The following is a 25,276-nucleotide window of genomic DNA, read 5'->3' as shown; positions in this document are numbered from 1 at the left end:
GGGCGCATCCTCATGTGAGCGCCCTCGCCACCTGGTAGACGATGAACGACGCGGTATAGGCCATCACGAACATGTAGCCGAACGAGATCGCCACGTTGCGCCAGGAATCGGTCTCGCGCTTGATGATCGCCAGCGTCGACATGCATTGCGGCGCGTACGCGAACCACACCAGCAGCGACAGCGCGCTGGCCAGCGAGATCTGCCCGGCCAGCGCATGGCCCAGCCCGCCGGCCGCCTCGCCGCCCACCAGGTAGACCGTGGCCAGCGCCGCCACCGCGGTCTCGCGGGCGGCGAAGGCCGGGATCAGCGCCAGGCTGATCTGCCAGTTGAAGCCGATCGGCGCGAAAATGTACTGCAGGCCGCGCCCGATGTAACCGGCGAAGCTGTATTCGATCGCCGGCCGGGTGGCGCCTTCCGGCGCGCCGGGGAAGGTCGACAGGAACCACATCAGCACGGTCAGGCCCAGGATCACGCCGGTCAGCCGCTTCAGGAAGATCATGCCGCGCTCGTACAGGCCGATCGCCACGTCGCGCAGCTTGGGCACGCGGTACGAGGGCAGCTCCATCATCAGCGCGTGCTCGCTCTTGTCGCGGCGGATGTGCTTCATCACCCAGCCCACCAGCATCGCGCCCAGGATGCCCGCCAGGTACAACGCGAACAGCACCACGCCCTGCAGGTTGAACACGCCGAACACGTAGCGGATCGGGATGAACGCGCCGATCAGCAGCGCATATACCGGCAGTCGCGCCGAACACGTCATCAGCGGCGCGATCAGGATGGTGGTGAGCCGGTCGCGCGGATCGGTGATGCTGCGTGTGCCCATGATGCCGGGGATCGCGCAGGCGAAGCTGGACAGCAGCGGGATGAACGAGCGTCCGGTCAACCCTACCGACAGCATCAGCCGATCCAGCAGGAACGCGGCGCGCGGCAGGTAGCCCGACTCCTCCAGCACGATGATGAACAGGAACAGCACCAGGATTTCCGGCAGGAAACCCAGCACCGTTCCCAGGCCACCGAACAGGCCATCGGTGACCAGGCTTTGCAGCGGCCCGGCCGGCATCAGGGTGGCGGCGTGTCCGCCCATCCAGTCGAAGCCGTCGGCGATCGCGTCGGTCATCGGCTTGCCGATCGAGTACACCGCCTGGAACACCAGGAACATCACCAGCGCGAGGATCGCCAGGCCGAACACCGGATGCAGCGCCCAGCGGTCCAGCGTGTCGTCGATCGCGGCGGTGGCGCGCGGCATCGTCACCGTGGCCGCCAGCAGTTCGCGCACCTGCGCATGCAGGTCGGCGCGGCTGGCCGCGTCATCGGGCTGCACCGGTGCGGCCGCGGGAACCTCGCCATCGACCCGCTCGATCAGCGCCTGCGCGCCGCCGCGCTTCACCGCAACCGTTTCGACCACCGGCAAGCCCAGCCGGCGCTGCAATTCGGGCACGTCGATCACGATGCCGCGCTGGCGTGCGGTATCCATCATGTTCAGCGCCAGCACCACCGGGCGGCCGAGGCGCTTCACCTCCAGCACGAAGCGCAGGTGCAGGCGCAGGTTGGTGGCGTCGGCCACGCAGACGATCAGGTCCGGCACCGCCTCGCCCGGATAATTGCCCGCGCAGACGTCGCGGGTGATCATCTCGTCCGGACTGTTCGCGTCCAGGCTGTAGGTGCCCGGCAGATCCAGGATCTGCAGCACCCGGCCGGACGGCGCGGTGAAGCGGCCTTCCTTGCGCTCCACGGTGACGCCGGCATAGTTCGCCACCTTCTGGCGGCCACCGGTGAGCAGGTTGAACAAGGCCGTCTTGCCGCAGTTGGGGTTGCCGACCAGGGCAATACGCAGGGTCGACGCGCTCATGCCGCCGCCTCGCTGCGCACGCTGACCCGGCTGGCCTCGGCCTTGCGCAGCGCGAAGCGGGTGAAGCCGATCTGGATCAGCACCGGATCGCCGCCCATCGGCCCCACCGCCACCACCCGCACCGGCTCGCCGTCGACAAAGCCCAGGTCGCGCAAGCGCTGCGCGATCGGATCGGCCGCATGCGCATCGTGCACGCGGTCGACCACGGCGGGGGCACCCTTGGGCAATTCGGACAGACGCACGGGCGAAAATCTCAAATAAGAACAATTCGCATTGTAGTCCTTTTGTCGATACGGCTGCAGCACCCCGGGCCACCCCTGCGACAACGTTTATCATCGCGTTATTTGCGGGGACGACCTGATGACCGACTCCATCCTCAGCGAACGCCGCGGCGCGGTCGCCTGGCTCACGCTGAACCGCCCGCAGATCCACAACGCGTTCGATGACGCCCTGATCACCGCGCTGACCGAGGCGCTGGCCGCCGCCGATGCCGATCCGGCCGTGCGCACGGTGGTGCTGACCGGCAACGGCAGCTGCTTCTCCGCCGGCGCCGACCTGAACTGGATGCGCGGCATGGCCGGCGCCAGCGAACAGGAAAACCGCGAAGATTCGCTGCGCCTGGCGCGGCTGATGCGGAACCTGCAGTTCCTGTCCAAGCCGACCATCGCGCGGGTCAACGGCGCCGCGTATGGCGGCGGCGTAGGATTGGTCGCCTGCTGCGACATCGCGATCGGCGTGGACACCGCCAAGTTCGCGCTGTCCGAAGTGAAGTTGGGCCTGGTGCCGGCGGTGATCTCGCCCTACGTGATCGCCGCGATCGGCCTGCGCGAGGCGCGTCGGCTGTTCGTCAGCGGCGAGGTTTTCGACGCCGCCGAGGCGCACCGGATCGGCCTGCTGCATGCGGTGTCGACCGGCAGCGAACTGGACGAGGCGATCGAACGCCAGCTGCATTTCCTGGCCAAGGCCGGTCCGCTGGCCCAGCGCGAGGCCAAGCAGCTGGCCCTGCGCATCGGTGGTGCCGATCCAGCCGAAGCCGAACGCATCGACACCGAGAACGCCGCGCTGATCGCGCGCCTGCGCGTCTCGCCCGAAGGCCAGCACGGACTCGGCGCCTTCCTCGACAAGCGCGCGCCGGCATGGGTGGCGCAACCGTAAGCGCGCCGCGATCTGCTAGTTTTAGACGCTTTGCATCGACACGAACGTTTCCAGGGACTCGCATGTTCGAACGTGTACTGATAGCCAACCGCGGCGAGATCGCCTGCCGCGTGATCCGCACCTGCCGGCGGCTGGGCATCCACACCATCGCGGTGTATTCGGAGGCGGACAAGGACGCGCAGCACGTGCGGCTGGCCGACGAGGCCTGGCCGATCGGCGGCCCGTTGCCGGCCGACTCCTACCTGCGCATCGACGCCATCCTCGACGCCGCGAAAAAGAGCGGTGCGCAGGCGATCCACCCCGGCTACGGCTTCCTGTCGGAGAACACCGCCTTCTCGCGCGCCTGCAAGGACGCCGGCATCGTGTTCATCGGTCCCGACCCCGAAAGCATCGACGCGATGGGCTCGAAAGCCGCCGCCAAGCAGCTGATGGCCAAACATGCCGTGCCGCTGGTGCCCGGCTACAGCGGCGACCAGCAGGACAATGCCTTTCTCGCCGAACAGGCGCATCAGGTCGGTTACCCGCTGATCATCAAGCCCTCGGCCGGCGGCGGTGGCAAGGGCATGCAGATCGTGCGCTCGGACGCCGAATTCCCCGAGGCGCTGGCCACCGCGCAGCGCGTGGCGCAGGCCGCCTTCGGCGACGCCTCGATGCTGCTGGAGCGCTACGTGGAGCATCCGCGCCACATCGAATTCCAGATCTTTGGCGACCGCCACGGCAACATCATCCACCTGGGCGAGCGCGAATGCTCCGCGCAGCGCCGCTACCAGAAGGTGCTGGAGGAAACGCCCTCGCCCTTCCTCACCCCGGAAAAGCGCGCCGACATGGGCGCCGCCGCCGTGGCCGCCGCGCGCGCGGTGAACTACGTGGGCGCCGGCACGGTCGAGTTCATCGTCGGCCCCGCGGGCGATTTCCACTTCATGGAAATGAACACGCGGCTGCAGGTCGAACACCCCGTCACCGAACTGACCCACGGCGTGGACCTGGTGGAGTGGCAGCTGCGCATCGCCGATGGCGAGCCGCTGCCGCTCGTGCAAGATGACGTGGTCTCGCGCGGCCACGCAATCGAAGTCCGCCTCTACGCGGAAGACCCGGACCAGAACTTCCTGCCCGGCTCCGGCAAGCTGCAGACCCTGCGCCTGCCGAGTCCTTCGCAGCACGTGCGCCTCGACGGCGGCGTGATCGAAGGCGACACGGTGACGATCTTCTACGACCCCATGATCGCCAAGCTGATCGTGTGGGACGAGGATCGCCCGAAGGCGCTGCAGCGCATGCGCGAGGCGCTGGCCGCCAGCGAGATCATCGGCCCGAAATCCAACATCGGCTTCCTCGAACGGCTGGTGCGTCACTCCGCCGTGGTCGAAGGCCGCATCGACACCGGTTATCTCGATCGCCACCTGGAGGAGTTCCTGGTCGGCGACGTGGTGCCGGGCGACACCGTGCTGTTCGCTGCCGCCACCGCGGCCCTGCTCCACGACGAAGCCAGCATCCGCGGCGCTGCGTCCGATCCCCATTCGCCCTGGGCCCGCGCCGACGCCTGGCGCATCGGCCACGCCGGCAAGCGCATCGTGGCGCTGACCGCGCGCGAACAACGCTACGACATCGAAGCCCACGGCCACGCCGGCGACTACCAGCTGCGCCGCGGCGAAACCGCCTGCGAAGTGCGCGGCGCACGCCTGCTGGATGATTGCCTCAGCGCCCGCTTCGACGACGAATCGCAGCGGGTGCCGCTGCGCGTCGATGCCGCCCACGTGCTGCTGCACGACGGCGACGGCCAGCGCTACAGCTTCAGCCGCGCCGCCGCCTTCGCGTGGGAAGCGACCGACGCCGCCGGCGGCAACCAGATCATCGCGCCCATGCCGGGCCGCATCGTGCTGGTGAAAGCCAGGGCGGGCGACACGGTCGAACAGGGCCAGGAACTGCTGGTGATGGAAGCGATGAAGATGGAACTGGCCTTGAAGGCACCGCGCGCCGGCACCATCGAAAGCATCAACGCCACGCAGGGCGAGTTTGTCGAAGCGGATGCTGTACTGGTGCGCTTCGCCGAGTGAGCTTTTAGAGCCCCTCTCCCCTTGGGAGAGGGGTTGAGGTGAGGGTTCGGCCGGAGCGAAATGTCCGCACTGGCTCCGCACCCTCATCCGCCCCTTCGGGGCACCTTCTCACCCACAAGGGGACTCCTTATAGTCGCCGAGGGGAGAAGGACATCACGTCCTCCGGAGCTTTTCATGAACACCTCCAACCACGTCCGCATCGTCGAAGTCGGCGCCCGCGACGGCCTGCAGAACGAGAAGACCCTGCTGCCGGCCGAGGTGAAGATCGCGCTGATCGACCGGCTCTCCGCCACCGGCCTCAAGATCATCGAGGCGACCAGCTTCGTCAGCCCGAAATGGGTGCCGCAACTGGCCGACGCCGCCGAGGTGTTCACCCGCATCCGCAAGCTGCCGGGCGTGAGCTATCCGGTGCTGGTGCCGAACCTGCAGGGCTACGCGCGTGCGCGCGAAGTCGGCGCCACCGAAATCGCCGTGTTCACCGCCGCCTCCGAAGCGTTCAACCGCAAGAACATCAACGCCTCGATCGATGAATCCATCGAACGTTTCATCCCGGTGATGGAACAGGCGAAGGCTGACGGCGTGCAGGTGCGCGGCTATGTCTCCACCGTGCTCGGCTGTCCGTACCAGGGCGAGGTGCCGGTCAGCGACGTGGTGCGCGTGGCGCGGCGCCTGCATGAGCTGGGCTGCCATGAAATCTCGCTGGGCGACACCATCGGCGTGGGCACGCCGGCCAAGGCTCGCGCGATGCTGCATGCGGTGGCGCAGGAGGTGCCGATGGCGGCGCTGGCCGTGCACTTCCACGACACCTACGGTCAGGCGCTGGCGAACATTCTCGCCTGCCTGGAAGAAGGCGTGCGCGTGGTCGACAGCGCCGTTTCCGGCACCGGCGGCTGCCCATACGCGAAGGGCGCGACCGGCAACGTGGCCAGCGAAGACGTGGTCTACATGCTGCACGGCATGGGCATGGAAACCGGCATCGACCTCGACCTGCTGGTAGCCACCGGCGCCTGGCTGGCTGCGCAGCTGCACAAGGAAACCGCCAGCCGGGTGACGCGGGCGCGCACCGCCACGACCTGAGCTGCATCACGCGACCCACGCTTTCGGGGGAACCCCATGCTGATCCTGATCACCGGCGCCGCCAACGGCATCGGCGCGGCGATTACCGCGAAGGCCGTCGCGTTCGGTCATCGCGTCATCGCCGCCGACCGCGACGGCGAGGCGCTGCACGCCCGCTGGCATGATCAGCCTGCGGTGCAATGCGAAGTGCTGGACGTGACGAAGGCCAGCGACTGGACAACCCTGGTCGCCCGGCTGGAGCGTGACAGTGGCGCGTTGGATGTCCTGATCAACGTCGCCGGCGTGCTGCGCAGCGGGCAGACCAGCGAATTGACTACGCAGGACATCGACCTCACCCTCGACGTCAACGTGCGTGGCACGATCTACGGTACGAACGCCGTCGCCGCCGTGATGAAGCCGCGCCGGCGCGGCCACATCATCAACATCGGCTCGCGCCTCGCTCTACGCCACGCCCGGCACCACGATGTACGCCGCCAGCAAGTTCGCGGTGCGCGGCTTCAGCATCGCGGCGGCAGGCGACCTGCGCCCGCACGGCATCGCCGTCACCCTGTTCGGCCCCGGTCCGGTCAGGACCGCGATGCTGGAACAGCAGCGCGGCGACGACGATGCTGCGCTGACCTTCTCCGGTGCCCGCGCACTGAGCCCAGACGAAGTGGCCGCGGCGATCCTGGGTCCGGTATTGCGCAAGCGTCCGCTGGAATACTACCTGCCGTTCCGCGATGAGGTGCTGGGCAAGATCAGCAACGTCTTCCCGCGTTTCTTCCTCAGCCAGCTCGACAAGGCGCGCGCCCGCGGCAAGCGCAACTTCACGTCGCCGAACTATCGCCAGGAGCCATGATGCAACCGATCACGCATTTCGATGGCGCACGCAACGCGCCTGGCCAGCAGGCCCGCGTCGAGGACACCCGCGTCGCCGCGCAGGATTTCCGCCGCCACATGCTGGCCGGCCCCAAGGTGCGCTACTTCGAATCGTTCGACCTGATCAAGCTGATCTATCCCGCGCGTTACGGCCTGCGCAATGCGTATTCGGCCGAGCGCCTCAACGAATACCTGCACATCCACAACCGCCTGTTCGTGGTGCAGTACGACACGCCGGAGGGCTTGAAGACCTTGCTGGTTTCGCCATCCGACCACGAGCGTGGCGGCGAGACACCGTTCTTTCGCCGGCTGCAGGACCGCACCCCGAAGTTCATCGTCGACCGCGTGGTCACCCGCTACGCCAGCGTCCCCGAGGTGTTGCAGAAGATCGGCCTGCGACCAGCCGACGTCGACTACATCACCTACGACCACCTGCACACGCAGGATGTGCGTCGCTGGCTGGGCAGCGATGAAGAACCGGCTCTGCTGCCCAACGCGAAGCTGCTGGTGCACCAGCGCGAATGGGCGAACGCGCAGGACCTCAGCCCCTACCAGCGCGACTGGTACTGCCCGCACGGCGTGGCCGGCATCGACGCGAACAGGATCGTCCGTTTCGACGGCAGCGTGATGCTGGGCGACGGCATCGCGCTGGTGCACACGCCGGGCCACACCGAAGGCAACCATTCGATCGTGGTCAACACCGACGAAGGACTGTGGGTGATCAGCGAGAACGGCATCAGCGTGGACGCCTACGCGCCGCAGCACTCCACGCTGTGGGGCGTGGCGAAGTACGCGAAGGCGATCGGCAGCGAGGTCATCATCAACGGCAACACGCTGGAGAATTCGGTCGACCAGTACATCTCGATGGTGGCCGAACTGACCATCGCCGGTCCGTCACAACGCGATCCGCGCTACCCCAACATGTTCCCCTCCTCCGAGCTCGCCCCGTTCTGGCTGTTCCCCGGCACGCGGCCCAGCTTCCAGGTGAAACATGCCGTGCATGGGCGGCTGACGCTGCCGTCCTGATCAGCAGGTTCAGTCCAACTGATCATCCCGCCCACACTCTGAACCTGCGCAGCGAGCCGAACGACACCTGCCTGGCGTGCCACCGGATCGCCACCCGGCATTTCCTTGCGCTGAATCCGCATCGCTACGGGGTCAGGACTGGCTAGAATCGGAACCCTGCCTCCGATCCGGAACCCGCCATGCGCCATGGCCTCGCGATCCTGCTTTCGCTGCTGTGCCTGCTCCTGCCGTTGGCCGCGCACGGCGCCGGCCCCACCGCGAAAGGCGACTGGTTGCTGCTGCCCGACCGCGTATGGACGGCTGATGCTGATGCCGCGCATGCCGGCTGGGCCGTGTTGGTGCACGACGGCGTCATCGCGGCGGTTGGCCCGGCCGGCTCGATCCACGCGCCCACCGACGCCCGCCGTGTCGAGCTGCCCGGCGCCACCCTCACGCCAGGCCTGATCGACCTGCATTCGCATCTGTTCCTGCATCCGTACAACGAGACGTTGTGGAACGATCAGGTGCTGACCGAGCCACAGGACTACCGCACGCTGCTGGCGGCAAAGCACGCGCGCGACACCTTGCTGGCCGGCTTCACCACGCTGCGCGACCTGGGCACCGAAGGCGCCGGTTTTGCCGATGTTTCGGTGAAGCGCGCGATCGACGAAGGCCTGATCCCCGGCCCGCGCCTGTTCGTGGCGACCCGCGCAATCGTCGCCACCGCCAGCTACGGCCCCGGCCCGCGCGGCTTCCGTCCGGACATCGCCCTGCCCGGCGGCGCGCAGGAAGTCAGTGGCGTCGACCAGGCGATGGCCGCGGTGCGCGAACAGGCCGCGCGTGGCGCCGACTGGATCAAGATCTACGGCGACTACCGCGTCGGCCCGGACGGCGCCACCGCCCCCACCTTCACGCCCGCCGAGCTGAAGGCGCTGGTCGACACCGCGCACCAGATCGGCCGTCCGGTGGCCGTGCACGCAGCCAGCGACGAAGGCGTGCGCATGGCGGTGGAAGCCGGCGTGGACAGCGTGGAACACGGCTACGGCGCCAGCGAGGCCACCTTCAAGCTGATGAAGCAGCACGGCACCGCCTACGAACCCACGCTTACGGCGGTCGTGTCCACCGCCGAATATTTCCAGCATTACGTGCCCGGCAAGAGTGAACCGACCGAGCGCATGCGCGAAGCGGAGCACGCGTTTCGCACTGCGCTGAAACTGGGCGTGACGATCGGCAACGGCAGCGACGTCGGCGTGTTCCGCCACGGCGACAACTGGCGCGAGCCGGCGGCGATGGTGGCCGACGGCATGACTCCGGCCCAGGCACTGCATGCGGCCACCGACGTGGCGGCAAAGATCCTGCGTCAGTCGCAGCGCTTCGGTCGCATCGCACCCGGCCTGGCGGCCGACCTCGTCGCCTTCGACGGCGACCCGAGCACGCAGATTCGCGCCTTGCAGCACCCGGTTTTCGTTATGAAGGCCGGCCTCCCCTATCTGACTCCCGCAGCGACCCCATGACCGACACGTTCCTGATCCGCCCCATCGAATCCAGCGACAACGCGGCCATGGCCGCGATCATCCGCGCCGTGATGCCCGAGTTCGGCGCCGACGGCCCCGGCTTCGCGATCCACGACGCCGAGGTGGACGCGATGTACCAGTCCTACGCACAACCGCGCAGCAGCTATTTCGTGGTCGAGCGCGACGGCACGGTGATCGGCGGCGGCGGCGTGGCGCCCTTGCAGAACGCCGAGCCGGACGTGTGCGAACTGCGCAAGATGTACTTCCTGCCCGCCGCGCGTGGCATCGGCGCCGGCACGGCGATGATGCAGCGCTGCCTCGACGCAGCCCGCGCGCACGGCTTCCGCCGCTGCTACCTGGAAACGCTGACCGGCATGGACGCAGCGCAGGCGTTGTACAAGCGCAGCGGCTTCACCGCGCTGTGCGCGCCGATGGGCGGCACCGGGCATTTCAGTTGCGACCGCTTCTTCATCCGCGACCTGTGAGGTGAGCCATGTCGAACCACGATCCGCGCATCGGTGCCTATATCGCGAAATCCGCCGAGTTCGCCCGGCCGATTCTCGAGCACCTGCGCGAACGCGTGCACAGCGCCTGCCCCGAGGTGGAGGAAGGCATCAAATGGGGCGTGCCGTTCTTCAGCTACAAGGCCGCACCGATGTGCATGATGGCCGCGTTCAAGCAGCACTGCAGCTTCGGCTTCTGGTTGTCGAAGGAAGTGACCGGCGGCAGCGACGAGGACGGCATGGGCCAGTTCGGCAAGCTCGCGACGCTGAAGGATCTGCCTCCGGACAAACAACTCGCCAGGTATTTGAAAAAGGCGATGGCACTGAACGAGGCCGGCGTGAAAAAAGCGCGCCCGAAAGCCACTGCGAAACCGGCACCAAACCTGCCGGACGACATGGCTGCGCTGCTCGCGCAGAAGAAGCACGCAGCGGCCCGCAAGACGTACGAAAGCTTCGGCCCCGGCGCGCAGCGCGAATACGTCGACTGGATCACCGAGGCGAAGACCGACGCCACCCGCCAGAAACGCCTCGCCACCACGCTGGAGTGGCTGGCCGAAGGCAAAAAGCGCAACTGGAAATACGAAAAATGCTGAGGACCACCGTTCGATGATCCGCACCGCCCGCGACGACGACGCCGCCGCCATCCACGCGATCTACGCGCCGTCGATCAGCGACGGCGTGGCCACGTTCGAAACCGAACTGCCCGGCGTGGACGCCATGCGCGAACGTCTTCGCGCACGCCTCAAGCACTACCCGTGGCTGGTCTGGGAAGAAGGCGGCGAGGTGCTGGCCTATGCCTACGCCGGCCGCTTCCGCGAACGCGCTGCCTACGACTGGATCGCCGAGACCTCGATCTACGTGCGCGCCGACGCACACCGCCGCGGCATCGCCCGCAAGCTCTACAGCGTGCTGCTGGATGTGATGCGCCTGCAGAGCATCACCCAGGCCGTCGGCGTGATCACCCTGCCCGGGACGGTCAGCGTGGCGATGCATGAGACGATGGGTTTCACGCCCGCAGGTGTTTGGCGCCAGTGCGGTTACAAGCTGGGGCAATGGTGGGACGTGGGCGTGTGGCAGAAGGAGCTGCAGCCTGCGGCGAATCCTCCCGCGGCCGTCACGCCGTTTCCGCAGCTGCCGCCGGCATCATTGCAATCGCTGCTGGAAAGCCGGGGTTGATGCCCCGAAGCCCTGCGCTAAACGCGACAAAAAAGGCGTGCCCGCGGTGGCGGGCACGCCTTCATTCATCACGGCCGGGTCGGCTTACTGGTTGAGCAACAGGTCGACGATCACACCGGTGGCGATCGCCACCAACAGGAAATCACCGTTGTCACTGCGCACCCAGTGATAGCCGCGTGGCGGTTCGCGCAGACGGTCGCGACGCCAGTCGGTTACCACGTAGCGGGTACGGTACTCCACCGGCAGGTAACCGCCGCGGTGGTACCAGCCCTCGTGGCGGCCACGATCGTGCCAGTTCTTGTAATGGCCATAGGCATGGCCGGGAGGACCATCACGCCGCACATAGCGATCATGGTCGTATCTGCCGTCACGATGATCGTAACGGCTCCGATCATGATCATTGCCGCGATCGCGATCACCCTGGTCGTTCTGGCCATGGCCATTGCCATGACCCCGGCCATGACCGTGATCCTGCGCCAGCACGGAGCCACTGGCCAGCATCAGCATCGCACCCAACACGGCAGACAGACTCAGCAGCTTCTTCATGTGTTGCTCCCACAATGATGGAATGAACCCCGAACGCCCGATACCAATCGACCCGACCCGAGGCTCGACGCCAACATGGCCGGGATCACCCCAACGCCGCGTGAATCCCCTGCCACGACAGGTTTTGCGTTCAGCCTGCAGTCGCAGGCGCCGGTCGGCTACCATGGCGGTTTTTCGGCACTGGTAGCAAGGATTCCCCATGCAGCTCGATCAGGTCAAGGCAATCATCACCGGCGGGGCTTCCGGCCTCGGCCATGCGGTAGCGCAACATTTCGTGGCCCATGGCGGCCAGGTCGCGCTGTTCGACGTCAACGAGGACAAGGGCCAGGCCGCCGCGAAGGAACTGGGTGACGCCGCCCGCTTCTTCCGCACCGACGTCACCTCCGAGGATGGCGTGGCCACCAACGTCGCCGCCGCGCACCACGCGATGGGCGGGCTCAACGTGGTGATCAACTGCGCCGGCATCCTAGGCGCGGGCCGCGTGCTGGGCAAGGAAGGCGCGATGCCTCTGGCCACGTTCTCCGGCACGGTGATGGTGAACCTGGTCGGCAGCTTCAACGTGGCCAAGGCCGGCGCCGCGCTGATGCAGAACAACGAGGCGGGCGAGGACGGTGAACGCGGCGTGATCATCAACACCGCTTCCGTCGCCGCCTACGAAGGCCAGATCGGCCAGGCCGCCTACTCGGCATCGAAGGGCGGCGTGGTCGGCATGACCCTGCCGATGGCGCGCGAACTGGCCCGCTTCGGCATCCGCGTGGCGACGATCGCCCCGGGCATCTTCTGGACCCCGATGGTCGACGGCATGCCCGAGTCCGTGCAGCAGTCGCTGTCCGCCTCGATCCCGTTCCCCTCGCGCCTGGGCCAACCGAACGAATACGCCAGCACCGTCGCCTTCATTCTGGGCAATCGCTATATCAATGGCGAGACGATCCGGCTCGATGGCGCAGTGCGCTTGGCAGCGAAGTAGCCTCCGCCCGGGAATCGGGAATCGGGAATGGGGAATGGGGAATGGGGAATGGGGAATAGGAAAAAGCCGCTTCCCCGCCCGTCCCATCTCCCGCCGTACTCCGCTTCTCCCATTCCCTATTCTCCATTCCCTATTCCCGGCCCCAAACCCATGAAAGCTTCCGACGTCAAGAAAGGCAACGTGGTCGAGCACGACGGCACCGTCTACCAGGTGCGTGACATCGAGCGCAGCTCGCCCAGCGCGCGTGGCGGCAACGTCACCTTCCGCTTCACCCTGTATTCGATCCCCGGCGCACGCAAGTTCGATCTCAGCCTGCGTGCCGATGACGAGTTGCGCGAGATGGACCTGGTTCGCCGCGCGGCGAACTTCTCGTACATGGATGGCGACGCGTTCGTCTTCATGGACGCGGAGGATTACACCCAGTACCTGCTCTCGCCCGAACTGGTCGGCGACAACGCCGGCTACATCGTCGAGGACACCGAAGGCTATTACGTGCAGGTGATCGACGACGCGCCGGTCGGCCTGCAGGTGCCCACCAGCATCGTGCTGACCGTGGTCGACACGGCCCCGGAAATGAAGGGCTCCAGCGCCACCAAGCGCAACAAGCCGGCGAAGCTCAACACCGGCATCGAGGTGCAGGTGCCCGAGTACATCAGCAACGACGAGAAGGTATGGGTGAACACGCTCACCGGCGAGTTCGCCGGGCGCGCCTGAGTCCGCTGATGCAGACGAACCGGCGCGGGCCAGGCAGCAGGCTTGCCCTGCTGTTCGCCGCGCTGGTCATCCAGGTGGCTTCCGCGTTGCCCGCCAGTGCCGGCAACGCGGACTGGCCCCGGCCGGTGACGAAGTTCATCGAACGCAGCGAAAACTGCCTGCATTTCGCAGGCGAGTTCGGCGGTGATGGCTCCGCGCGCGATGTCGAGGTCAATCGCCGGATGGACGAGCTGCGCTGCAACGCATTGCCGCGCGAGCTCAAGACACTGCGCAAACGCTACCGCAACGATCCACGCATCAGCGAGCGGCTGGGCGCTTTCGACGAAGACGGCATGCCGGCGGACGCCGGCACGGACGACTGAGCGGCTGCCCGCCACGACCTGCGCCCGCGTAGTGCAGAATCAACCTTCCGACGTCACCGCGACCCGATATCCATGCCCCCCAGCGGTTATTCGCTACGCGCCCATGCGATCGAAAGTCTGACCGTCATCAAGCGGCCGGACGTGCCGTGGCGGGTGGTGGTGCGCAATACCGCGGCGGTGGTGCTGCCGCTGGCCGTGGGCATGGCCACCGGCTATCCGCAGATCGGCCTGGGCGTGGCCGCCGGTGCGCTGGACACGATGTTCTCCGACCAGCCGGGACCGTATCGCCAGCGCATGCGCCAGCTCTTGCTGGCGTCGCTGGCGGCCGGGCTCGCCGCGCTGGTCGGCTTCCTGATCGGCGGCCAGCTGTTGCCCATCCTGATCGCCACGGCCGCCTGCGGCTTTTTTGGCGGGTTGCTGGTGGTGTTCGGCACCGATACCGCGCGGGTCGGCATGACCAGCATGATCCTGCTGGTGATCACCGCCTCCACACCGACCTCGCTGGAGCACGCCTTTGGCGGCGCCGCCCTGATCTTCGCCGGTGGCCTGCTGCTGACCTCGTTTTCGCTGGCCGCATGGCCGCTGCAGCGCTACTGGCCGGAGCGTCTGGCACTGGCCAATGTCTACAGCGGACTTGCCGCGCTGGCCCGGCAACAGAACCACGACGATGCCGAGGTGCCGGCGCTGACCGAGGCGATGACCACGCTGCAGCAGACCCTGCTGGGTCGCCACCGCGCGCATGGCCGGGCGATGGAGGCCTTCGGCGTGCTGCTGGAACTGGCCGAGCGGATCCGGCTGGAACTCACCGCGATGATCGAGTTGCATGCCAACCCGGCGATCCACGGCCTGTTCCGCGACGACGCCGCGCGGGTGCTGGCGGCCATTGCCAGCGCGCTGGAACAGGGCGAGTCACCCGAGCAGGCCGCTCGTGCACTGCAGACCTTGCGCGCCAGCGAGCATGCGCTGCTCGATGGCGGCGGCACGCTCGACGGACTGGCCGCGCACATCCATGCGCTGGCCGGCCAGCTGGCCGCCGCCGTGCGCAATGCCGACTGGGCTGGCAGCCGCGGCGAGCTGCGTGCCAGCGCGGCGGAAACCCGCCTGCCGACGGCCCTGCGCAGCAGCTCCGCCCTGGCCACCTTGCGCGCCAGCCTCACCCCGCGCTCGGTGGCGTTCCGGCATGCCGTGCGCATGGCGGTCTGCCTCAGCGTCGCCTTGTGGGTCTCGCGCCTGCTGCAGCTGCCGCACGGCTACTGGCTGCCGATGACCGCGGCGATCGTGCTGCGGCCCGACTTCGCCGCCACTTTCAATTTCGGCCTGCTGCGCGTGCTCGGCACCGTGTTGGGCCTGGTGCTGACCACGGTGCTGCTGCACATCACGCCCGACGAACCGTGGGCGCACCTGGCCCTGATGGCGGTGCTGTGCATGGCCTTCCGCTATCTCGCCGGCGCCCACTACGGCATCGCGGTGGCGACGCTGACCGGCACCGTGGTGATCCTGCTGTCGTTCGAGGGAGTCAATCCCGGCCTGGCGGTGTCGGACCGGGTGATCAACACCGCCCTGGGTTGCGGCATGGCCTTGCTCGCCTACGTGGCGTGGCCGACCTGGGAGCGCGGTCGCGCCCGTGCTGCGCTGGCGGTGATGCTGGATGCCTACGCCAGCTACCTGCACGCGTTGGCGCAACCCGCGCAGACTGCCGCCCATCGCGACACGCGCACCGCGGCGCGCACCGCCCGCACCAACGCGCAGGCCTCGATCGACCGCATGCGCACCGAACCGGCCACGCCGCCCGAACTGCTGGCGCTGGCACGCGCGCTGTTCGCCAACGGCAACCGGCTGGCGCGCACCGCGATGACGCTGGAGGCCACCCTCGACGATCTCTCCGCCCTGGACCAGGCGGCCCTGGGCCGCTTCGTCGAACAGGCCGCCGGCAGCCTGCAAATTCTCGCCAGCGCACTGCGCGAACAGCGTGCGGCCGATGCCTTGCCCGACCTGCGCGCCATGCAGCGCGCCCTGGTCGGTTCGGTACCGGAAAGCGACGACCGCGTCGCCGCCGATCTGCTGGCGCGGATCAGCGACCGCCTGGTGGACAACATCAACACCCTGGCCCACGTGATGAACCGCAACCGCTCCGACAGCGTGCCGGCTCCGTAAACCATCCCGCCACACGCCTCCGCACTGCGGCGCGACGCCGCGGCGCAGAGGTTTTACACTGCGCGGATGCTCAAGATCGATACCCACGCGCACATCCTGCCCCGCGACTGGCCGAACCTGGCCGCCAAGTACGGCGACGACCGCTTTCCGGTGATGACCCATACCGACGGGCGACACCGCATCTACAAGGACAGCCGCTTCTTCCGGGAAGTCTGGGACTCGGCCTTCGACCCGCAGACCCGCATCGACGACTACGCCCGCTTCGGCGTCGACGTGCAGGTAATCTCCACCGTGCCGGTGCTGTTCTCGTACTGGGCACCAGGCCACCAGGCACTGGAACTGCATCGCCATCTGAACAACCACATGGCCGGGCTGTGCCGTGACTACCCGCGCCATTACGCCGGCATCGGCACGGTGCCGCTGCAGGCCCCGGACCTGGCCATCCGCGAACTGGAGCGCTGCATCGACGAGCTGGGCCTGCAAGGCGTGCAGATCGGCTCGCACTGTGGCGACTGGAACCTGGACGCGCCCGAGCTGTTTCCCTTCTTCGAGGCCGCCGCCGACCTCGGCGCGGCGATCCTGGTGCACCCGTGGGACATGATGGGCATGGCCAGCATGCCCAAATACTGGATGCCGTGGCTGGTCGGCATGCCGGCCGAGCAATCGCGCGCCGCCTGCTGCCTGGCCTTCGGCGGCGTGCTGGAGCGCCTGCCGAAACTGCGCGTGATGCTGGCCCACGGCGGCGGCAGCTTCCCCTCGACCATCGGCCGCATCGAGCACGGCTTCAAGATGCGCCCGGACCTGGTCGCCACCGACAACCCGCGCAACCCCCGCGAATACCTCAAGCGCTTCTACTTCGACTCCTGCGTGCACGACGATCAGGCGCTGCGTTACCTGCTGGATGTGACCGGTGCACACCAGGTGATGCTGGGCACCGACTATCCTTTCCCGCTGGGGGAGCAGGAACCCGGCAGCGGCATCGAGGCGCTGGGCCTGGACGACACCGACCGCGCGAGGCTGTTCCACGGCACCGCGCTGGAATGGCTGGGCCTGCCTCTCCATCGCTTCGCTCCCGATTCCCTTTCGAAGGCATCCGCATGAACCTCCTGCGCAGCACCACCCTCGCCATCGCGTTCGCCGCCACCCTGCTCGCCACGGGCGTGCACGCCACCGACGTCAGCATGGCCGACGGCACCGTCACCTTCAGCACGCCCGACAGCTGGCTGGGCATCATGGAAACCCAGGGCGACCCCGAAGCCCACGTGTTCCAGGTGCCCGACCCCTCGCCCACCGGCAAGAACAGCCTCGCCCGCGTCACCGTCACGGTGAAGCAGGTCGCCGACGTCAACAGCTTCAACCAGTACCGCAGCGAAGCCACCGCCAAGGCGATGGCGCTGCCCGGTTACAAGGTCGCCGACACGCCGCCCGGTCCCAACAGCAACATCTACACCGCGCAGGAAAACGGCACCGCCTTCAGCTACACCGAGCATTACTGGTTCAAGAACGGCCACGCCATCCAGCTGCGCTGCATGCGCCCCAGCGAAACCCAGGCCGGCGCCGCCTGGAAAGCCGATTTCGACAAGGGTTGCGCCGCCCTCGCCGAACAGCTGAAGTAGACCCGCCGCTTGACTCCCTCCCCTGCACGCAGGGGAGGGCCGGGGTGGGGTTCGCTTTTGATCTTCCCCACACGCTCGACCTCCCCTGAAAACAGCCGGAGGCTCCGACTCCAAGAGAATCCCGATGTCCGTCACGTTCGAAGCCACCCACGACTGGGCCAACGCCCGCGACGCCGCCGATCCGCTGCGCGCGTTCCGCGACGAATTCCTGATCCCGCCGCACGAAGGCCACGAAAGCGTGTACTTCTGCGGCAACTCGCTCGGCCTGCAGCCGCGCGCGGTGCGCGAGGCGGTCAACGCGGAACTGGACTACTGGGGCGAACTCGGTGTCGAAGGCCACTTCAAGGGCCGCCTGCCGTGGATGGACTACCACGAGTTCGTGCGCGACGACCTCGCTGCCGTGGTCGGTGCGCTACCCGTCGAAGTGGTGGCGATGAACACCCTGGGCGTGAACCTGCACCTGATGATGGTCAGCTTCTACCGCCCCACCGCCGAGCGCCCGGCGATCCTGATCGAGGGCGGCGCGTTTCCCACCGACCGTTACGCGGTGGAATCGCAGATCCGTTTCCACGGCTTCGACCCGGCCACCGCGCTGATCGAACTGCAGCCCGACGAAGCCAACGGCACCACCTCGCTCGCCGCGATCGAGCGCGCGCTGGCCGAACACGGCTCGCGCATCGCCCTAGTGATGCTGCCCGGCGTGCAATACCGCACCGGCCAGGCGTTCGACCTCAAGGCCATCACCGAACTCGGCCACCGCCACGGCTGCACCGTCGGCTTCGACCTCGCCCACGCCGTCGGCAATCTGCCGCTGCAACTGCACGACAGCGGCGCCGACTTCGCGATCTGGTGCAGCTACAAATACCTCAACAGCGGCCCCGGCGCCGTCGGCGGCGCCTTCGTGCACGAACGCCACGCCACCGCCGTGCTGCCGCGCTTCGCCGGCTGGTGGGGCCACGACAAGACCACCCGTTTCCAGATGGGCCCCGAGTTCCAGCCCACCGCGGGCGCCGACGGCTGGCAGCTCTCCAACCCGCCGATCCTCGCGTTGGCCCCGCTGCGCGTATCGCTGCATATCTTCCGCCGCGCCGGCATGGCCATGCTGCGCGAGAAATCCCTACAGCTCACCGGCTATCTCGAATGGCTGGTGCAAACCCGGCTCGGTAACGTGCTGCAGGTGGTGACGCCCGCCGCTCCCGCCCGCCGCGGCGCCCAACTGTCGATCCGCGTGATCGGCGGCCGCGAGCGCGGCCGCGCCCTGTTCGAATACCTGATGGCCAACGGCATCATCGGCGACTGGCGCGAACCCGACGTCATCCGCATCTCCCCCGCGCCGCTGTACAACCGGTTTGCGGATTGCCTGGCGTTTGCGGAGGCGGTGCGGGCGTGGAGTCAAGGCTGACCGATCTGACACATTCATCGCCCATGCTCGCTTGCCACCCGAAGCGGACATGGGGCCGGGCGATCAGGGCTCGTTATCGATAGTGAGGCAAGGGTGACTCCCGAGCTGTGGCGGCCTCGTCATGCCAGGGACGCAATTCTTCCGCGGACTGTGAACGCTGCGGCTTTCTGCATAGCCGGACACCCGCGCAGGCCACTTTCAGCGGACAGCTATGTTGTTCGGATCAAACAGGCATCGTGGTGATGCGCTGCGTCGTGTGTTTGGGCGCTCTGGCACATCTCCCTAGTCGGGCTCCCAGGGATCGAGTTCACCGTTGGTATCAAACGCGCCGTCGTCGTATTCATCCAGCAGCGAAATCGATCGGTCTGCAAGCCACTTCTTGCGCTGATGCGGAGGCATGCCTTCGAGGCGATCCGAGAAATCTTCATCGAAAATCACCTCCGGCCCTTTGTGGAGCCGAATGATCGGATCGGCTATATCGGCTGTCACTGCCACGCGTTTCCTGGCCATGCTGCAGGTCTCGACGGATGGTTCATCGCTAGTTGCCGGAAGACGCATCCTGCAACCTCGCTTCGAGCCGGGCAATCGTTTCGAGCAAACGTTCGCGTTCTTCCTCATGGGAAGTAGCCAGCATGGCGCGTGCGTGCGCGGTGGCCCGTATCCAAAGCATCGCGGCGATTTGCTGGACCTCCGGCGGTGGCGTCCAGGGATCGGCCGCTGGGGCGATGATGCGCCGCCCCAGGTCCTCCCACCAGACGTCCAGAAATCCGGCGATGACGTCATGCGAGCCCGTGCCGACCAACGCCCGTACACGGTCGGGGCTCGGGCGTTCGCCAGCGGCGAGCAGCATGTCTGCTGCCTCGGCAACGGCAGCCGGAGTCACCCCGGAATGCTCATGTCGGCCCTTCACCTTTGGCGCGCCTTTGCATTGAGCTCATCCACGGTGAAGATCGCCTCGGGAACGGCTTCCAGATGCGCACGACCGATGGGTTCTCCATTGCCGTCAGACAGGCCATACGTATGCTGGCGCATTTTCTCCAGCGCCCGATCGATGGCCGCGATCCGCTCCAGATCGTGCGCCAGCAGCGCCTCGTTGTTGGCCTGCTGCTCGAGGCGGTTGCCATCGTCGACGGCATCCTGGGGCTCGTCACCGGCAGCCATCTGCAAGGTGTCTTCCTCGGCACCGGCGGCGTCTCCGCCGGCGATGAGCTGTGCCCGCAGCTTGAGCAACCGCTCGCGCTGGTGCGCAACGAAGGCTTCGTCGAGGCTCTCGTGAGTGGGCTGATTCATGGTCGGGTTCCGATTGGCATGTTGATGGGCGGCCCGAACCTGCCTCTCCGTTGCAGGCGCCGGTGGCGGCGGGCCATGTATCGCAAGGTTCCATCCCTTTGCAGCCTGCGCCTGCTTGGGAGTTCCTCGCAAGCTTGTCGGCGAATGGCTGCTTTCAAACAACGTATCGATGGGAGACAGCGCTGGAATGCATCGAGGCGTACGCTCTTCAGACAGGCAGTACGTCGCCGCCCGAAACGGCGAGCCGATATTGCACGAGTCGTTCCGCTTCCGGATTGGCGGTGTAAACCTCCACACGGTCGCCTTCGACAATCCGCAAGGTCGTTGCGCCGGACGCGAAATGGAATTGGCCGGTCCACTTGCGCTCCACGAGCAGGGTCAGCAGCGCCACCGCGTCCTGGCGGTTCGATTTGTCCAGAATCAACCCGGGCGCTTCGTTCAATGGGCGAACTTCTTTCTGCGCTTCGCGGTACAGCGCCGTTGGATCACCTTCGTATTCGTCGTCCCAGATCCAGTCGCTCAACAGCAACAGTCCGCCCTCGAATTCGCCGAGATCCTCCAGCAGCGAACCGATCAGTCCGGACAGCCTTATGGGTAGCGGCCGCAGATCGAACTGGAAATGGCTGTTGCCGGGTTCGTAAGTCGCCGGCGTTTCCCGCAGGCCGCGTCCCGCGAGCCATTCGAGGCTTTCGGCCCGGGTCAGGAATCGGACCGGATGGGCATTCCCAGGGGAAGCCAGCGCTTGGGAGCCGGGCAACGCGCCGAGATAATCGCTCTTGCCCAGCCGGATGCCTTGGTGGCGCAAGATCGAGTGTGCGACGGCCAGATGGAAGTAGAAGTTGGGCAGCAGCAAGGCGCGCAAATAGTCTTCCCCGGCCATGGCGACGCCCGCGCGCCGATACGACTGGTCGATCATGCGCGCGTCACTGCCGTCGAAGGCCTCAGGCGTCAACGCCCGCAAGAACGCGATCGTCTTTTCGACCCGGTGGCGGTATTCCCCTATCGTCTGTTCGTTGTCGGCAAACCAGGGCGCTTCCTGGCCAGTCAACCGGGCCGGACCGTTCTTGGCATTGTCGCAGGCGATCTGGAACTGACGACCGAGCGGCAGCATGTCGTCCGCCAGGCGCGCCTGAAGCAGTGCTTCGCCGGTGAACTGCCCGGCGTCCACCGCCGCCTGCATCTTGTCCAGATACGATCGCAGGACCCCAAGCCCTCGCAACAGCGCGGGAATCGTGTAGTCGTACATGTTGGCGGGCATTGGAAGTCCTCCTGTTGGATGGCCGGAACGTTCGGGTCGCGGGCCAGGGCGTCATGGGTTGCTGTTCAAGAGAAACGGAGGCGCCGCGTGTCGATCATCCGCTTCCAAGGTCGTACGGCCCCCCGCGCCGGATGGCGGCCTGGTACGCCGGCCGGCGCTGAAACCGGCGGACCCATGCTTCGAGGTTCGGGAACCGGCTCCTGTCGGTGCGGATCGCCGCCAGTTCACCGATGAAACTCATCTGCACGTCTGCGGCGGAGAACGCGTTTCCCACGAGATAGTCGCGTTCCTCCAGGCTCTGGTCGATGTAGCGCAAATGGGTATCCAGCTCGATGTCGACGTGCTGCTTGAGCGGGCGCCACATGTTGCCCAGGTACGAGACATAACCTTTCATGATCAGGGGTAGTACTGCCGACCCTTCGGCGTAGTGGAGCCACTGCACATACTGGTCGTAGAGCCAGCTGTCCGGCGGCGGCGCGAGTCTGCCTTCGCCGTGACGGCGGACGATGTAATCGACGATCGCGCCCGACTCGGCCACGGCGCGGCCGTCGTCGGTGATCACCGGGGACTTCCCCAGTGGATGGATCGCCTTCAATGCCTCCGGAGCCAGATGACTCCTGCCTTCGCGCTCGTAGAACCTGATCTCGTAAGGCACATCGAGTTCTTCCAGAAGCCAGAGGATGCGCTGGGATCTCGAATGGCTTAGATGGTGGACAATGAGCATGGGTCAGCCGGTGGCTAGTTCGTCGCAGGCCTGTTCCATGGCGCACATGTGAGTCTCGTCCCTGGCGCGTCGACCGGTGGCGATCGCCGTCTGACTGTGGATCGAGACGATGTCCGCGCCTGCGCCCAACGTCCGGCTCACCGGGCAGCGATCCGCCGCGGCGAGCAGCTGTTTCATCTCGTCTTCGGTTACCGCTGCGTCGATGAAAATCGAGCGTTCGAACACATCGCGTCGCGATTCGGGATCGCGCTGGTGCGTGATCATGACCTGCACGTGGGACACGGCGATCGACTTGTGCCGGGCATAGAGCTTCACGGTCATGACCGTGCAGGCGCCGAGCGCGGCACTGAGCAGGTCGAACGGCCCCGGGCCGGAAGCCATGCCGCCCGAGGAAATCGGTTCGTCGGAAAGAAACGACGTTCCCTGGGCGCGCACTTCCACCTGAAACAAACCGAGCCCCGTATCTTCGATGATTACTGGATGTCTGCTCATGCACACCTCGATATGTGGCGAAGGCTGGCCCACTGCAGCCAGCGAAAATAGTCGGGGCGAGTCACGGCGGACAATCGCCAGCGAGCGGGGTCGGAGGTTCACTGGAGGTCGGGTCCGCGTCTTGCCGGGTTCGCTTGCGATATGCCGTGGGATCTTCGCCGTAGCGCTGGCGGAATCGCGAACTGAAATGACTGCGGCTGGCGAAACCCACGGCCGTCGCGATCGATGCGATGGACCCCTCCGTTGCCACAATCAGATCACGGGCCTTGGCAAGGCGCGCACGGGTCACGAACTCGATCGGTGTCGCGCCGGTAGTTTCCACGAAGGCCTTCGCGAAAGCGGACCGACTCATGCAGGCGATTCTGGCCAACGAGGCCACGCTGTGCGTCGCCGACGGTTGCGAGAAGATCGCGATGACGGACCGGCCCACGCCGGGCTTCAGGAGGATCGACGGCGAGTTGCCCGGGTGGTGCAATCGGTCGAGATCGTGACGCAGCAACTCGACCAGGCATGCCTTCATCAGGGTGTTCGCCAGAGCCTGGGAGCCGGCGGTGCGGAACCTGCTCTCGTCGAGCATGGTCTGGAATGCGCTTCTCACAAAGGCATCATTTTCGGGCTTGGCGCTTATCGGCTGGACGAGGCCGTCGAACGCATCGAAATCGCTGGCAAAGCCGATCTTGATCCGGCCGCACAGCACGCGGATGTCATGTTCTTCTCCAGCGAAAGCATCGACATACATGAGGTTGTGTATCCCCATGCGGATGACGTCCTGGGCGCTGTACGTCCGCTTGACGGGTTCCTGGCCCATCAGTGTGCGCCCCAGGTTCTTGGGCAGCAGGACGATACTGCCCGCCGGGGAGACCAGTGACTCGTTGCCGTCGACAGACAGATGCATGGTGCCGTTGAGCACGTACATGATCTTCAGGTCGGAAATGGCCGGGATGATGAGCGCTGCATCCCGGGCGATCCGGCATATGGCGAAGGCCTCGACGCTGACATCCATGGAATCGAGGATCCGTTCCGCCAGCCCTGCTGGTGGGCGGGCCGAAGCCGGTACAGCGGGATCCCGTCTGAACAATTGGTCGAAATCGGAGCTTCTCATGAGAGCGCCATCATGCTGTGGGTTTCATCGAGTTACCCGGGCTGCCGCCAACCAAGGCGCGAGGCGACACCTGTGCCATGCCAGGAAAGAGGATGCTCCCAAGTGCACCGCCAGGCCATGTTTGATGTTGCGCATGGCTCACTCCTGGATGATGGGCTTGATGCCGAATATCCACCCCTCCAACCCGATCTCCCTGAGCGTAGGCGCGCAGCGCCGAAGTCGAAGGGCACGCGCGGCGGACGCGCTCCGACTTCGCTTGCTCAAGCAAGCTACGCTCAGCGTGATCGGTGTTTCATGATCGACGCCGGCGTCTCCTCTACATGGAGCCTGAGTCCTCACGGACGAACGCGGATGATTGTTTTCCCGCTGACCCGCTGGGTCGGATTGAAAGCGATCACGGCATCGTCGAGGCTCGCGATGTTGCCAATGTTCATCCGCAATCTCCCATCCCGCACGCGCTGGACGATCTCATTCAATTGGGCACGATCGGCCTCGACAACGAAGTCAACTGCCAGGCCATCGGTGGGCCGCGCCTCGGCCGGTCCGACGATGGTCACCAGAATTCCTCCGGCTCGAATCAGCCCCGCCGACCGCTTCTGGATGTCGCCGCCAATGACATCGAACACCAGATCGACTCCGCCGACGTCTTCCAGGGTGTCGTTTTCGAGGTCGACAAATTCGTTCGCACCGAAGTCGAGAGCCTTCTGACGGTCGGCGGCGCGTCCGGTGCCAATGACGTAGGCGCCCGCTTCACGTGCGAGCTGCGTCACCATCGATCCGACGGCGCCGGCCGCGCCGTGCGCAATGACGCTCTGCCCAGCCCGAAGACGACCGTGCTCGAACAGTCCCTGCCACGCGGTCAGGCCTGAAATCGGCAGGCTGGCGCCCACCGTGAAGTCGACGTCGCCCGGCAGCGGTGCAAGGTTGCGTGCCTCCATGGCCACGTATTCCGCCAGGGTGCCGTCGCGGTGCCAGTCGGCGAGGCCGAACACCCGCTGTCCCACCGACAGACCCGCCGTGCCATAGCCGAGGGCAGTGACCACACCGGCCAATTCATGCCCGGGAATCGTCGGCGTCCGGTCGCGGTCTCGGCGATCGGCCCAGGTCGAGGGCCACGTCAGTTCGGTCCCGACGAAACCCGATGCATGGATCTCGACGACGACGTCGTTTATCGCCGCCTGCGGCTCGGGCCAATCCACCAGTTTCATCCCGGCCGTTCCCGCAGCCTGATCTGTCACCACGATCGCTTTCATTTGAATGCCTCTTCGGTCATTTGTCTCTATTGATGGAAACGTTGAGGGGGAACGCCGGATACCCGCATGAGGTTGAGCGAACAGTCTTCCGCCACGTTCGGAAGGAGGGTGCACCCAGGCGCGTTACCGCACCATCAACGCCTACGTCCTCTTCGGCAGTGACCTTGTCGCAGCATCCACGATGCAAAACGAAGGGGATGCGCTCGAA

Annotated in this window: 27 protein-coding genes and 1 pseudogene; 16 read left to right on the top strand and 12 right to left on the bottom strand. The window is 66.5% G+C overall.

What is annotated here, in order from left to right; genetic code table 11:
* Positions 1 to 10 precede the first annotated feature (10 nt).
* Both ASD55_RS09305 and ASD55_RS09300 read right to left on the bottom strand, forming a co-directional pair.
* Positions 11 to 1,849 carry a ferrous iron transporter B gene (locus ASD55_RS09305; protein WP_056765629.1) on the bottom strand — a complete coding sequence of 613 codons (1,839 nt, stop codon included), beginning with the start codon at positions 1,847 to 1,849 and terminating at the stop codon, positions 11 to 13.
* The gene (locus tag ASD55_RS09300; protein WP_007804835.1) at positions 1,846 to 2,091 is read right to left on the bottom strand and encodes a FeoA family protein; all 246 of its coding nucleotides are present in this window, start codon (positions 2,089 to 2,091) and stop codon (positions 1,846 to 1,848) included. Before ASD55_RS09300 ends, ASD55_RS09305 begins: the two co-directional genes overlap by 4 nt.
* A gap of 118 nt (positions 2,092 to 2,209) precedes the next feature.
* On the opposite strand from ASD55_RS09300, the gene ASD55_RS09295 reads away from it, so the two are divergent.
* The 3 genes from ASD55_RS09295 to ASD55_RS09285 all read left to right on the top strand — a co-directional run bounded on the left by ASD55_RS09295 (position 2,210) and on the right by ASD55_RS09285 (position 6,132).
* Positions 2,210 to 3,004, top strand: a complete 795-nt coding sequence (locus tag ASD55_RS09295; protein WP_056765627.1) for an enoyl-CoA hydratase-related protein — start codon at positions 2,210 to 2,212, stop codon at positions 3,002 to 3,004.
* 62 nt (positions 3,005 to 3,066) lie between these two features.
* Positions 3,067 to 5,055, top strand: coding sequence for an acetyl/propionyl/methylcrotonyl-CoA carboxylase subunit alpha (locus tag ASD55_RS09290; protein ID WP_056765625.1), 1,989 nt, complete (start codon positions 3,067 to 3,069; stop codon positions 5,053 to 5,055).
* Positions 5,056 to 5,229: 174 nt separating this feature from the next.
* On the top strand, positions 5,230 to 6,132 hold the full coding sequence (locus ASD55_RS09285) for a hydroxymethylglutaryl-CoA lyase (RefSeq protein ID WP_056765623.1): 903 nt from the start codon (positions 5,230 to 5,232) through the stop codon (positions 6,130 to 6,132).
* 6 nt (positions 6,133 to 6,138) lie between these two features.
* Here the strand turns inward: ASD55_RS09285 and ASD55_RS18845 are convergent, their stop codons facing one another.
* Positions 6,139 to 6,546 (bottom strand): hypothetical protein, encoded by a 408-nt coding sequence (locus ASD55_RS18845; protein ID WP_056765621.1) that lies wholly within the window; start codon positions 6,544 to 6,546, stop codon positions 6,139 to 6,141.
* Positions 6,547 to 6,565: 19 nt separating this feature from the next.
* Between ASD55_RS18845 and ASD55_RS18840 the strand changes: the two are divergent.
* From ASD55_RS18840 to ASD55_RS09250, 6 genes and pseudogenes are all read left to right on the top strand, one after another.
* Positions 6,566 to 6,970 (top strand): annotated as a pseudogene (locus ASD55_RS18840) (SDR family NAD(P)-dependent oxidoreductase); the annotation flags it as partial.
* Positions 6,970 to 8,016 carry a hypothetical protein gene (locus ASD55_RS09270; RefSeq protein WP_200946138.1) on the top strand — a complete coding sequence of 349 codons (1,047 nt, stop codon included), beginning with the start codon at positions 6,970 to 6,972 and terminating at the stop codon, positions 8,014 to 8,016. The pseudogene ASD55_RS18840 and the gene ASD55_RS09270, both read left to right, overlap by 1 nt.
* Before the next feature lie 179 nt (positions 8,017 to 8,195).
* Positions 8,196 to 9,509 carry an amidohydrolase family protein gene (locus ASD55_RS09265; protein WP_056713921.1) on the top strand — a complete coding sequence of 438 codons (1,314 nt, stop codon included), beginning with the start codon at positions 8,196 to 8,198 and terminating at the stop codon, positions 9,507 to 9,509.
* On the top strand, positions 9,506 to 9,994 hold the full coding sequence (locus ASD55_RS09260) for a GNAT family N-acetyltransferase (protein ID WP_056765609.1): 489 nt from the start codon (positions 9,506 to 9,508) through the stop codon (positions 9,992 to 9,994). The genes ASD55_RS09265 and ASD55_RS09260 overlap by 4 nt, the downstream gene beginning before the upstream one ends.
* Before the next feature lie 8 nt (positions 9,995 to 10,002).
* Positions 10,003 to 10,605 carry a YdeI/OmpD-associated family protein gene (locus ASD55_RS09255; RefSeq protein ID WP_056765607.1) on the top strand — a complete coding sequence of 201 codons (603 nt, stop codon included), beginning with the start codon at positions 10,003 to 10,005 and terminating at the stop codon, positions 10,603 to 10,605.
* Between the two features lie 13 nt (positions 10,606 to 10,618).
* The gene (locus tag ASD55_RS09250) at positions 10,619 to 11,188 is read left to right on the top strand and encodes a GNAT family N-acetyltransferase (RefSeq protein WP_056765605.1); all 570 of its coding nucleotides are present in this window, start codon (positions 10,619 to 10,621) and stop codon (positions 11,186 to 11,188) included.
* Between the two features lie 84 nt (positions 11,189 to 11,272).
* Here ASD55_RS09250 and ASD55_RS09245 read toward each other — a convergent pair whose 3' ends face one another.
* Positions 11,273 to 11,734, bottom strand: a complete 462-nt coding sequence (locus ASD55_RS09245; RefSeq protein WP_056765602.1) for an RcnB family protein — start codon at positions 11,732 to 11,734, stop codon at positions 11,273 to 11,275.
* A gap of 199 nt (positions 11,735 to 11,933) precedes the next feature.
* Between ASD55_RS09245 and ASD55_RS09240 the strand changes: the two genes are divergently transcribed.
* The 7 genes from ASD55_RS09240 (at position 11,934) to kynU (ending at position 18,949) form a co-directional block, all read left to right on the top strand.
* Positions 11,934 to 12,701 carry an SDR family NAD(P)-dependent oxidoreductase gene (locus tag ASD55_RS09240; protein WP_056765601.1) on the top strand — a complete coding sequence of 256 codons (768 nt, stop codon included), beginning with the start codon at positions 11,934 to 11,936 and terminating at the stop codon, positions 12,699 to 12,701.
* A gap of 150 nt (positions 12,702 to 12,851) precedes the next feature.
* Complete coding sequence (gene yeiP, locus ASD55_RS09235) at positions 12,852 to 13,415, top strand: elongation factor P-like protein YeiP (RefSeq protein WP_056713934.1); 564 nt, start codon at positions 12,852 to 12,854, stop codon at positions 13,413 to 13,415.
* A gap of 8 nt (positions 13,416 to 13,423) precedes the next feature.
* Positions 13,424 to 13,777, top strand: coding sequence for a hypothetical protein (locus tag ASD55_RS09230; protein ID WP_056765600.1), 354 nt, complete (start codon positions 13,424 to 13,426; stop codon positions 13,775 to 13,777).
* 72 nt (positions 13,778 to 13,849) lie between these two features.
* Positions 13,850 to 15,931, top strand: coding sequence for an FUSC family protein (locus ASD55_RS09225; protein ID WP_056765599.1), 2,082 nt, complete (start codon positions 13,850 to 13,852; stop codon positions 15,929 to 15,931).
* A gap of 66 nt (positions 15,932 to 15,997) precedes the next feature.
* Complete coding sequence (locus ASD55_RS09220; protein ID WP_056765598.1) at positions 15,998 to 17,032, top strand: amidohydrolase family protein; 1,035 nt, start codon at positions 15,998 to 16,000, stop codon at positions 17,030 to 17,032.
* Entirely contained in the window at positions 17,029 to 17,547 is a 519-nt protein-coding gene (locus ASD55_RS09215; RefSeq protein ID WP_056765597.1) for a hypothetical protein, read from the top strand. The genes ASD55_RS09220 and ASD55_RS09215 overlap by 4 nt, the downstream gene beginning before the upstream one ends.
* A 124-nt stretch (positions 17,548 to 17,671) precedes the next feature.
* A complete protein-coding gene (gene kynU, locus ASD55_RS09210; protein ID WP_056765593.1) occupies positions 17,672 to 18,949 on the top strand; it encodes a kynureninase in 1,278 nt (425 codons plus the stop codon).
* 282 nt (positions 18,950 to 19,231) lie between these two features.
* On the opposite strand, the gene ASD55_RS18425 is transcribed toward kynU, so the two are convergent.
* The 8 genes from ASD55_RS18425 to ASD55_RS09175 form a co-directional block, all read right to left on the bottom strand.
* A complete protein-coding gene (locus ASD55_RS18425; RefSeq protein ID WP_157598938.1) occupies positions 19,232 to 19,459 on the bottom strand; it encodes a hypothetical protein in 228 nt (75 codons plus the stop codon).
* A gap of 28 nt (positions 19,460 to 19,487) precedes the next feature.
* Complete coding sequence (locus tag ASD55_RS09205) at positions 19,488 to 19,832, bottom strand: DNA-binding protein (protein ID WP_056765591.1); 345 nt, start codon at positions 19,830 to 19,832, stop codon at positions 19,488 to 19,490.
* A gap of 23 nt (positions 19,833 to 19,855) precedes the next feature.
* Positions 19,856 to 20,239 carry a hypothetical protein gene (locus ASD55_RS09200; protein ID WP_056765589.1) on the bottom strand — a complete coding sequence of 128 codons (384 nt, stop codon included), beginning with the start codon at positions 20,237 to 20,239 and terminating at the stop codon, positions 19,856 to 19,858.
* Between the two features lie 208 nt (positions 20,240 to 20,447).
* On the bottom strand, positions 20,448 to 21,497 hold the full coding sequence (locus ASD55_RS09195) for a DUF1993 domain-containing protein (protein ID WP_056765587.1): 1,050 nt from the start codon (positions 21,495 to 21,497) through the stop codon (positions 20,448 to 20,450).
* Positions 21,498 to 21,591: 94 nt separating this feature from the next.
* On the bottom strand, positions 21,592 to 22,221 hold the full coding sequence (locus ASD55_RS09190) for a glutathione S-transferase (protein WP_056765586.1): 630 nt from the start codon (positions 22,219 to 22,221) through the stop codon (positions 21,592 to 21,594).
* 3 nt (positions 22,222 to 22,224) lie between these two features.
* Entirely contained in the window at positions 22,225 to 22,746 is a 522-nt protein-coding gene (locus ASD55_RS09185; RefSeq protein ID WP_157598935.1) for an OsmC family protein, read from the bottom strand.
* A 28-nt stretch (positions 22,747 to 22,774) separates the two neighbouring features.
* Positions 22,775 to 23,716 carry a helix-turn-helix domain-containing protein gene (locus tag ASD55_RS09180; protein WP_056765584.1) on the bottom strand — a complete coding sequence of 314 codons (942 nt, stop codon included), beginning with the start codon at positions 23,714 to 23,716 and terminating at the stop codon, positions 22,775 to 22,777.
* Positions 23,717 to 24,150: 434 nt separating this feature from the next.
* On the bottom strand, positions 24,151 to 25,068 hold the full coding sequence (locus tag ASD55_RS09175; RefSeq protein WP_056765581.1) for an NADP-dependent oxidoreductase: 918 nt from the start codon (positions 25,066 to 25,068) through the stop codon (positions 24,151 to 24,153).
* Positions 25,069 to 25,276: the final 208 nt, after the last annotated feature.

This window comes from Rhodanobacter sp. Root561 (assembly GCF_001427365.1).
Classification (GTDB): domain Bacteria; phylum Pseudomonadota; class Gammaproteobacteria; order Xanthomonadales; family Rhodanobacteraceae; genus Rhodanobacter.
Note: the sequence above shows the minus strand (reverse complement) of the source record. Positions and strands in the feature narration are given on the sequence as shown.

Bases quoted from the DNA above. Each gene is read 5' to 3' on its own strand.
- ASD55_RS09305 (WP_056765629.1), bottom strand. From the start codon at position 1,849: ATGAGCGCGTCGACCCTGCGTATTGCCCTGGTCGGCAACCCCAACTGC.
- ASD55_RS09295 (WP_056765627.1), top strand. From the start codon at position 2,210: ATGACCGACTCCATCCTCAGCGAACGCCGCGGCGCGGTCGCCTGGCTC.
- ASD55_RS09290 (WP_056765625.1), top strand. From the start codon at position 3,067: ATGTTCGAACGTGTACTGATAGCCAACCGCGGCGAGATCGCCTGCCGC.
- ASD55_RS09285 (WP_056765623.1), top strand. From the start codon at position 5,230: ATGAACACCTCCAACCACGTCCGCATCGTCGAAGTCGGCGCCCGCGAC.
- ASD55_RS09270 (WP_200946138.1), top strand. From the start codon at position 6,970: ATGCAACCGATCACGCATTTCGATGGCGCACGCAACGCGCCTGGCCAG.
- ASD55_RS09265 (WP_056713921.1), top strand. From the start codon at position 8,196: ATGCGCCATGGCCTCGCGATCCTGCTTTCGCTGCTGTGCCTGCTCCTG.
- ASD55_RS09260 (WP_056765609.1), top strand. From the start codon at position 9,506: ATGACCGACACGTTCCTGATCCGCCCCATCGAATCCAGCGACAACGCG.
- ASD55_RS09255 (WP_056765607.1), top strand. From the start codon at position 10,003: ATGTCGAACCACGATCCGCGCATCGGTGCCTATATCGCGAAATCCGCC.
- ASD55_RS09250 (WP_056765605.1), top strand. From the start codon at position 10,619: ATGATCCGCACCGCCCGCGACGACGACGCCGCCGCCATCCACGCGATC.
- ASD55_RS09245 (WP_056765602.1), bottom strand. From the start codon at position 11,734: ATGAAGAAGCTGCTGAGTCTGTCTGCCGTGTTGGGTGCGATGCTGATG.
- ASD55_RS09240 (WP_056765601.1), top strand. From the start codon at position 11,934: ATGCAGCTCGATCAGGTCAAGGCAATCATCACCGGCGGGGCTTCCGGC.
- yeiP (WP_056713934.1), top strand. From the start codon at position 12,852: ATGAAAGCTTCCGACGTCAAGAAAGGCAACGTGGTCGAGCACGACGGC.
- ASD55_RS09230 (WP_056765600.1), top strand. From the start codon at position 13,424: ATGCAGACGAACCGGCGCGGGCCAGGCAGCAGGCTTGCCCTGCTGTTC.
- ASD55_RS09225 (WP_056765599.1), top strand. From the start codon at position 13,850: ATGCCCCCCAGCGGTTATTCGCTACGCGCCCATGCGATCGAAAGTCTG.
- ASD55_RS09220 (WP_056765598.1), top strand. From the start codon at position 15,998: ATGCTCAAGATCGATACCCACGCGCACATCCTGCCCCGCGACTGGCCG.
- ASD55_RS09215 (WP_056765597.1), top strand. From the start codon at position 17,029: ATGAACCTCCTGCGCAGCACCACCCTCGCCATCGCGTTCGCCGCCACC.
- kynU (WP_056765593.1), top strand. From the start codon at position 17,672: ATGTCCGTCACGTTCGAAGCCACCCACGACTGGGCCAACGCCCGCGAC.
- ASD55_RS18425 (WP_157598938.1), bottom strand. From the start codon at position 19,459: ATGGCCAGGAAACGCGTGGCAGTGACAGCCGATATAGCCGATCCGATC.
- ASD55_RS09200 (WP_056765589.1), bottom strand. From the start codon at position 20,239: ATGAATCAGCCCACTCACGAGAGCCTCGACGAAGCCTTCGTTGCGCAC.
- ASD55_RS09195 (WP_056765587.1), bottom strand. From the start codon at position 21,497: ATGCCCGCCAACATGTACGACTACACGATTCCCGCGCTGTTGCGAGGG.
- ASD55_RS09190 (WP_056765586.1), bottom strand. From the start codon at position 22,221: ATGCTCATTGTCCACCATCTAAGCCATTCGAGATCCCAGCGCATCCTC.
- ASD55_RS09180 (WP_056765584.1), bottom strand. From the start codon at position 23,716: ATGGATGTCAGCGTCGAGGCCTTCGCCATATGCCGGATCGCCCGGGAT.
- ASD55_RS09175 (WP_056765581.1), bottom strand. From the start codon at position 25,068: ATGAAAGCGATCGTGGTGACAGATCAGGCTGCGGGAACGGCCGGGATG.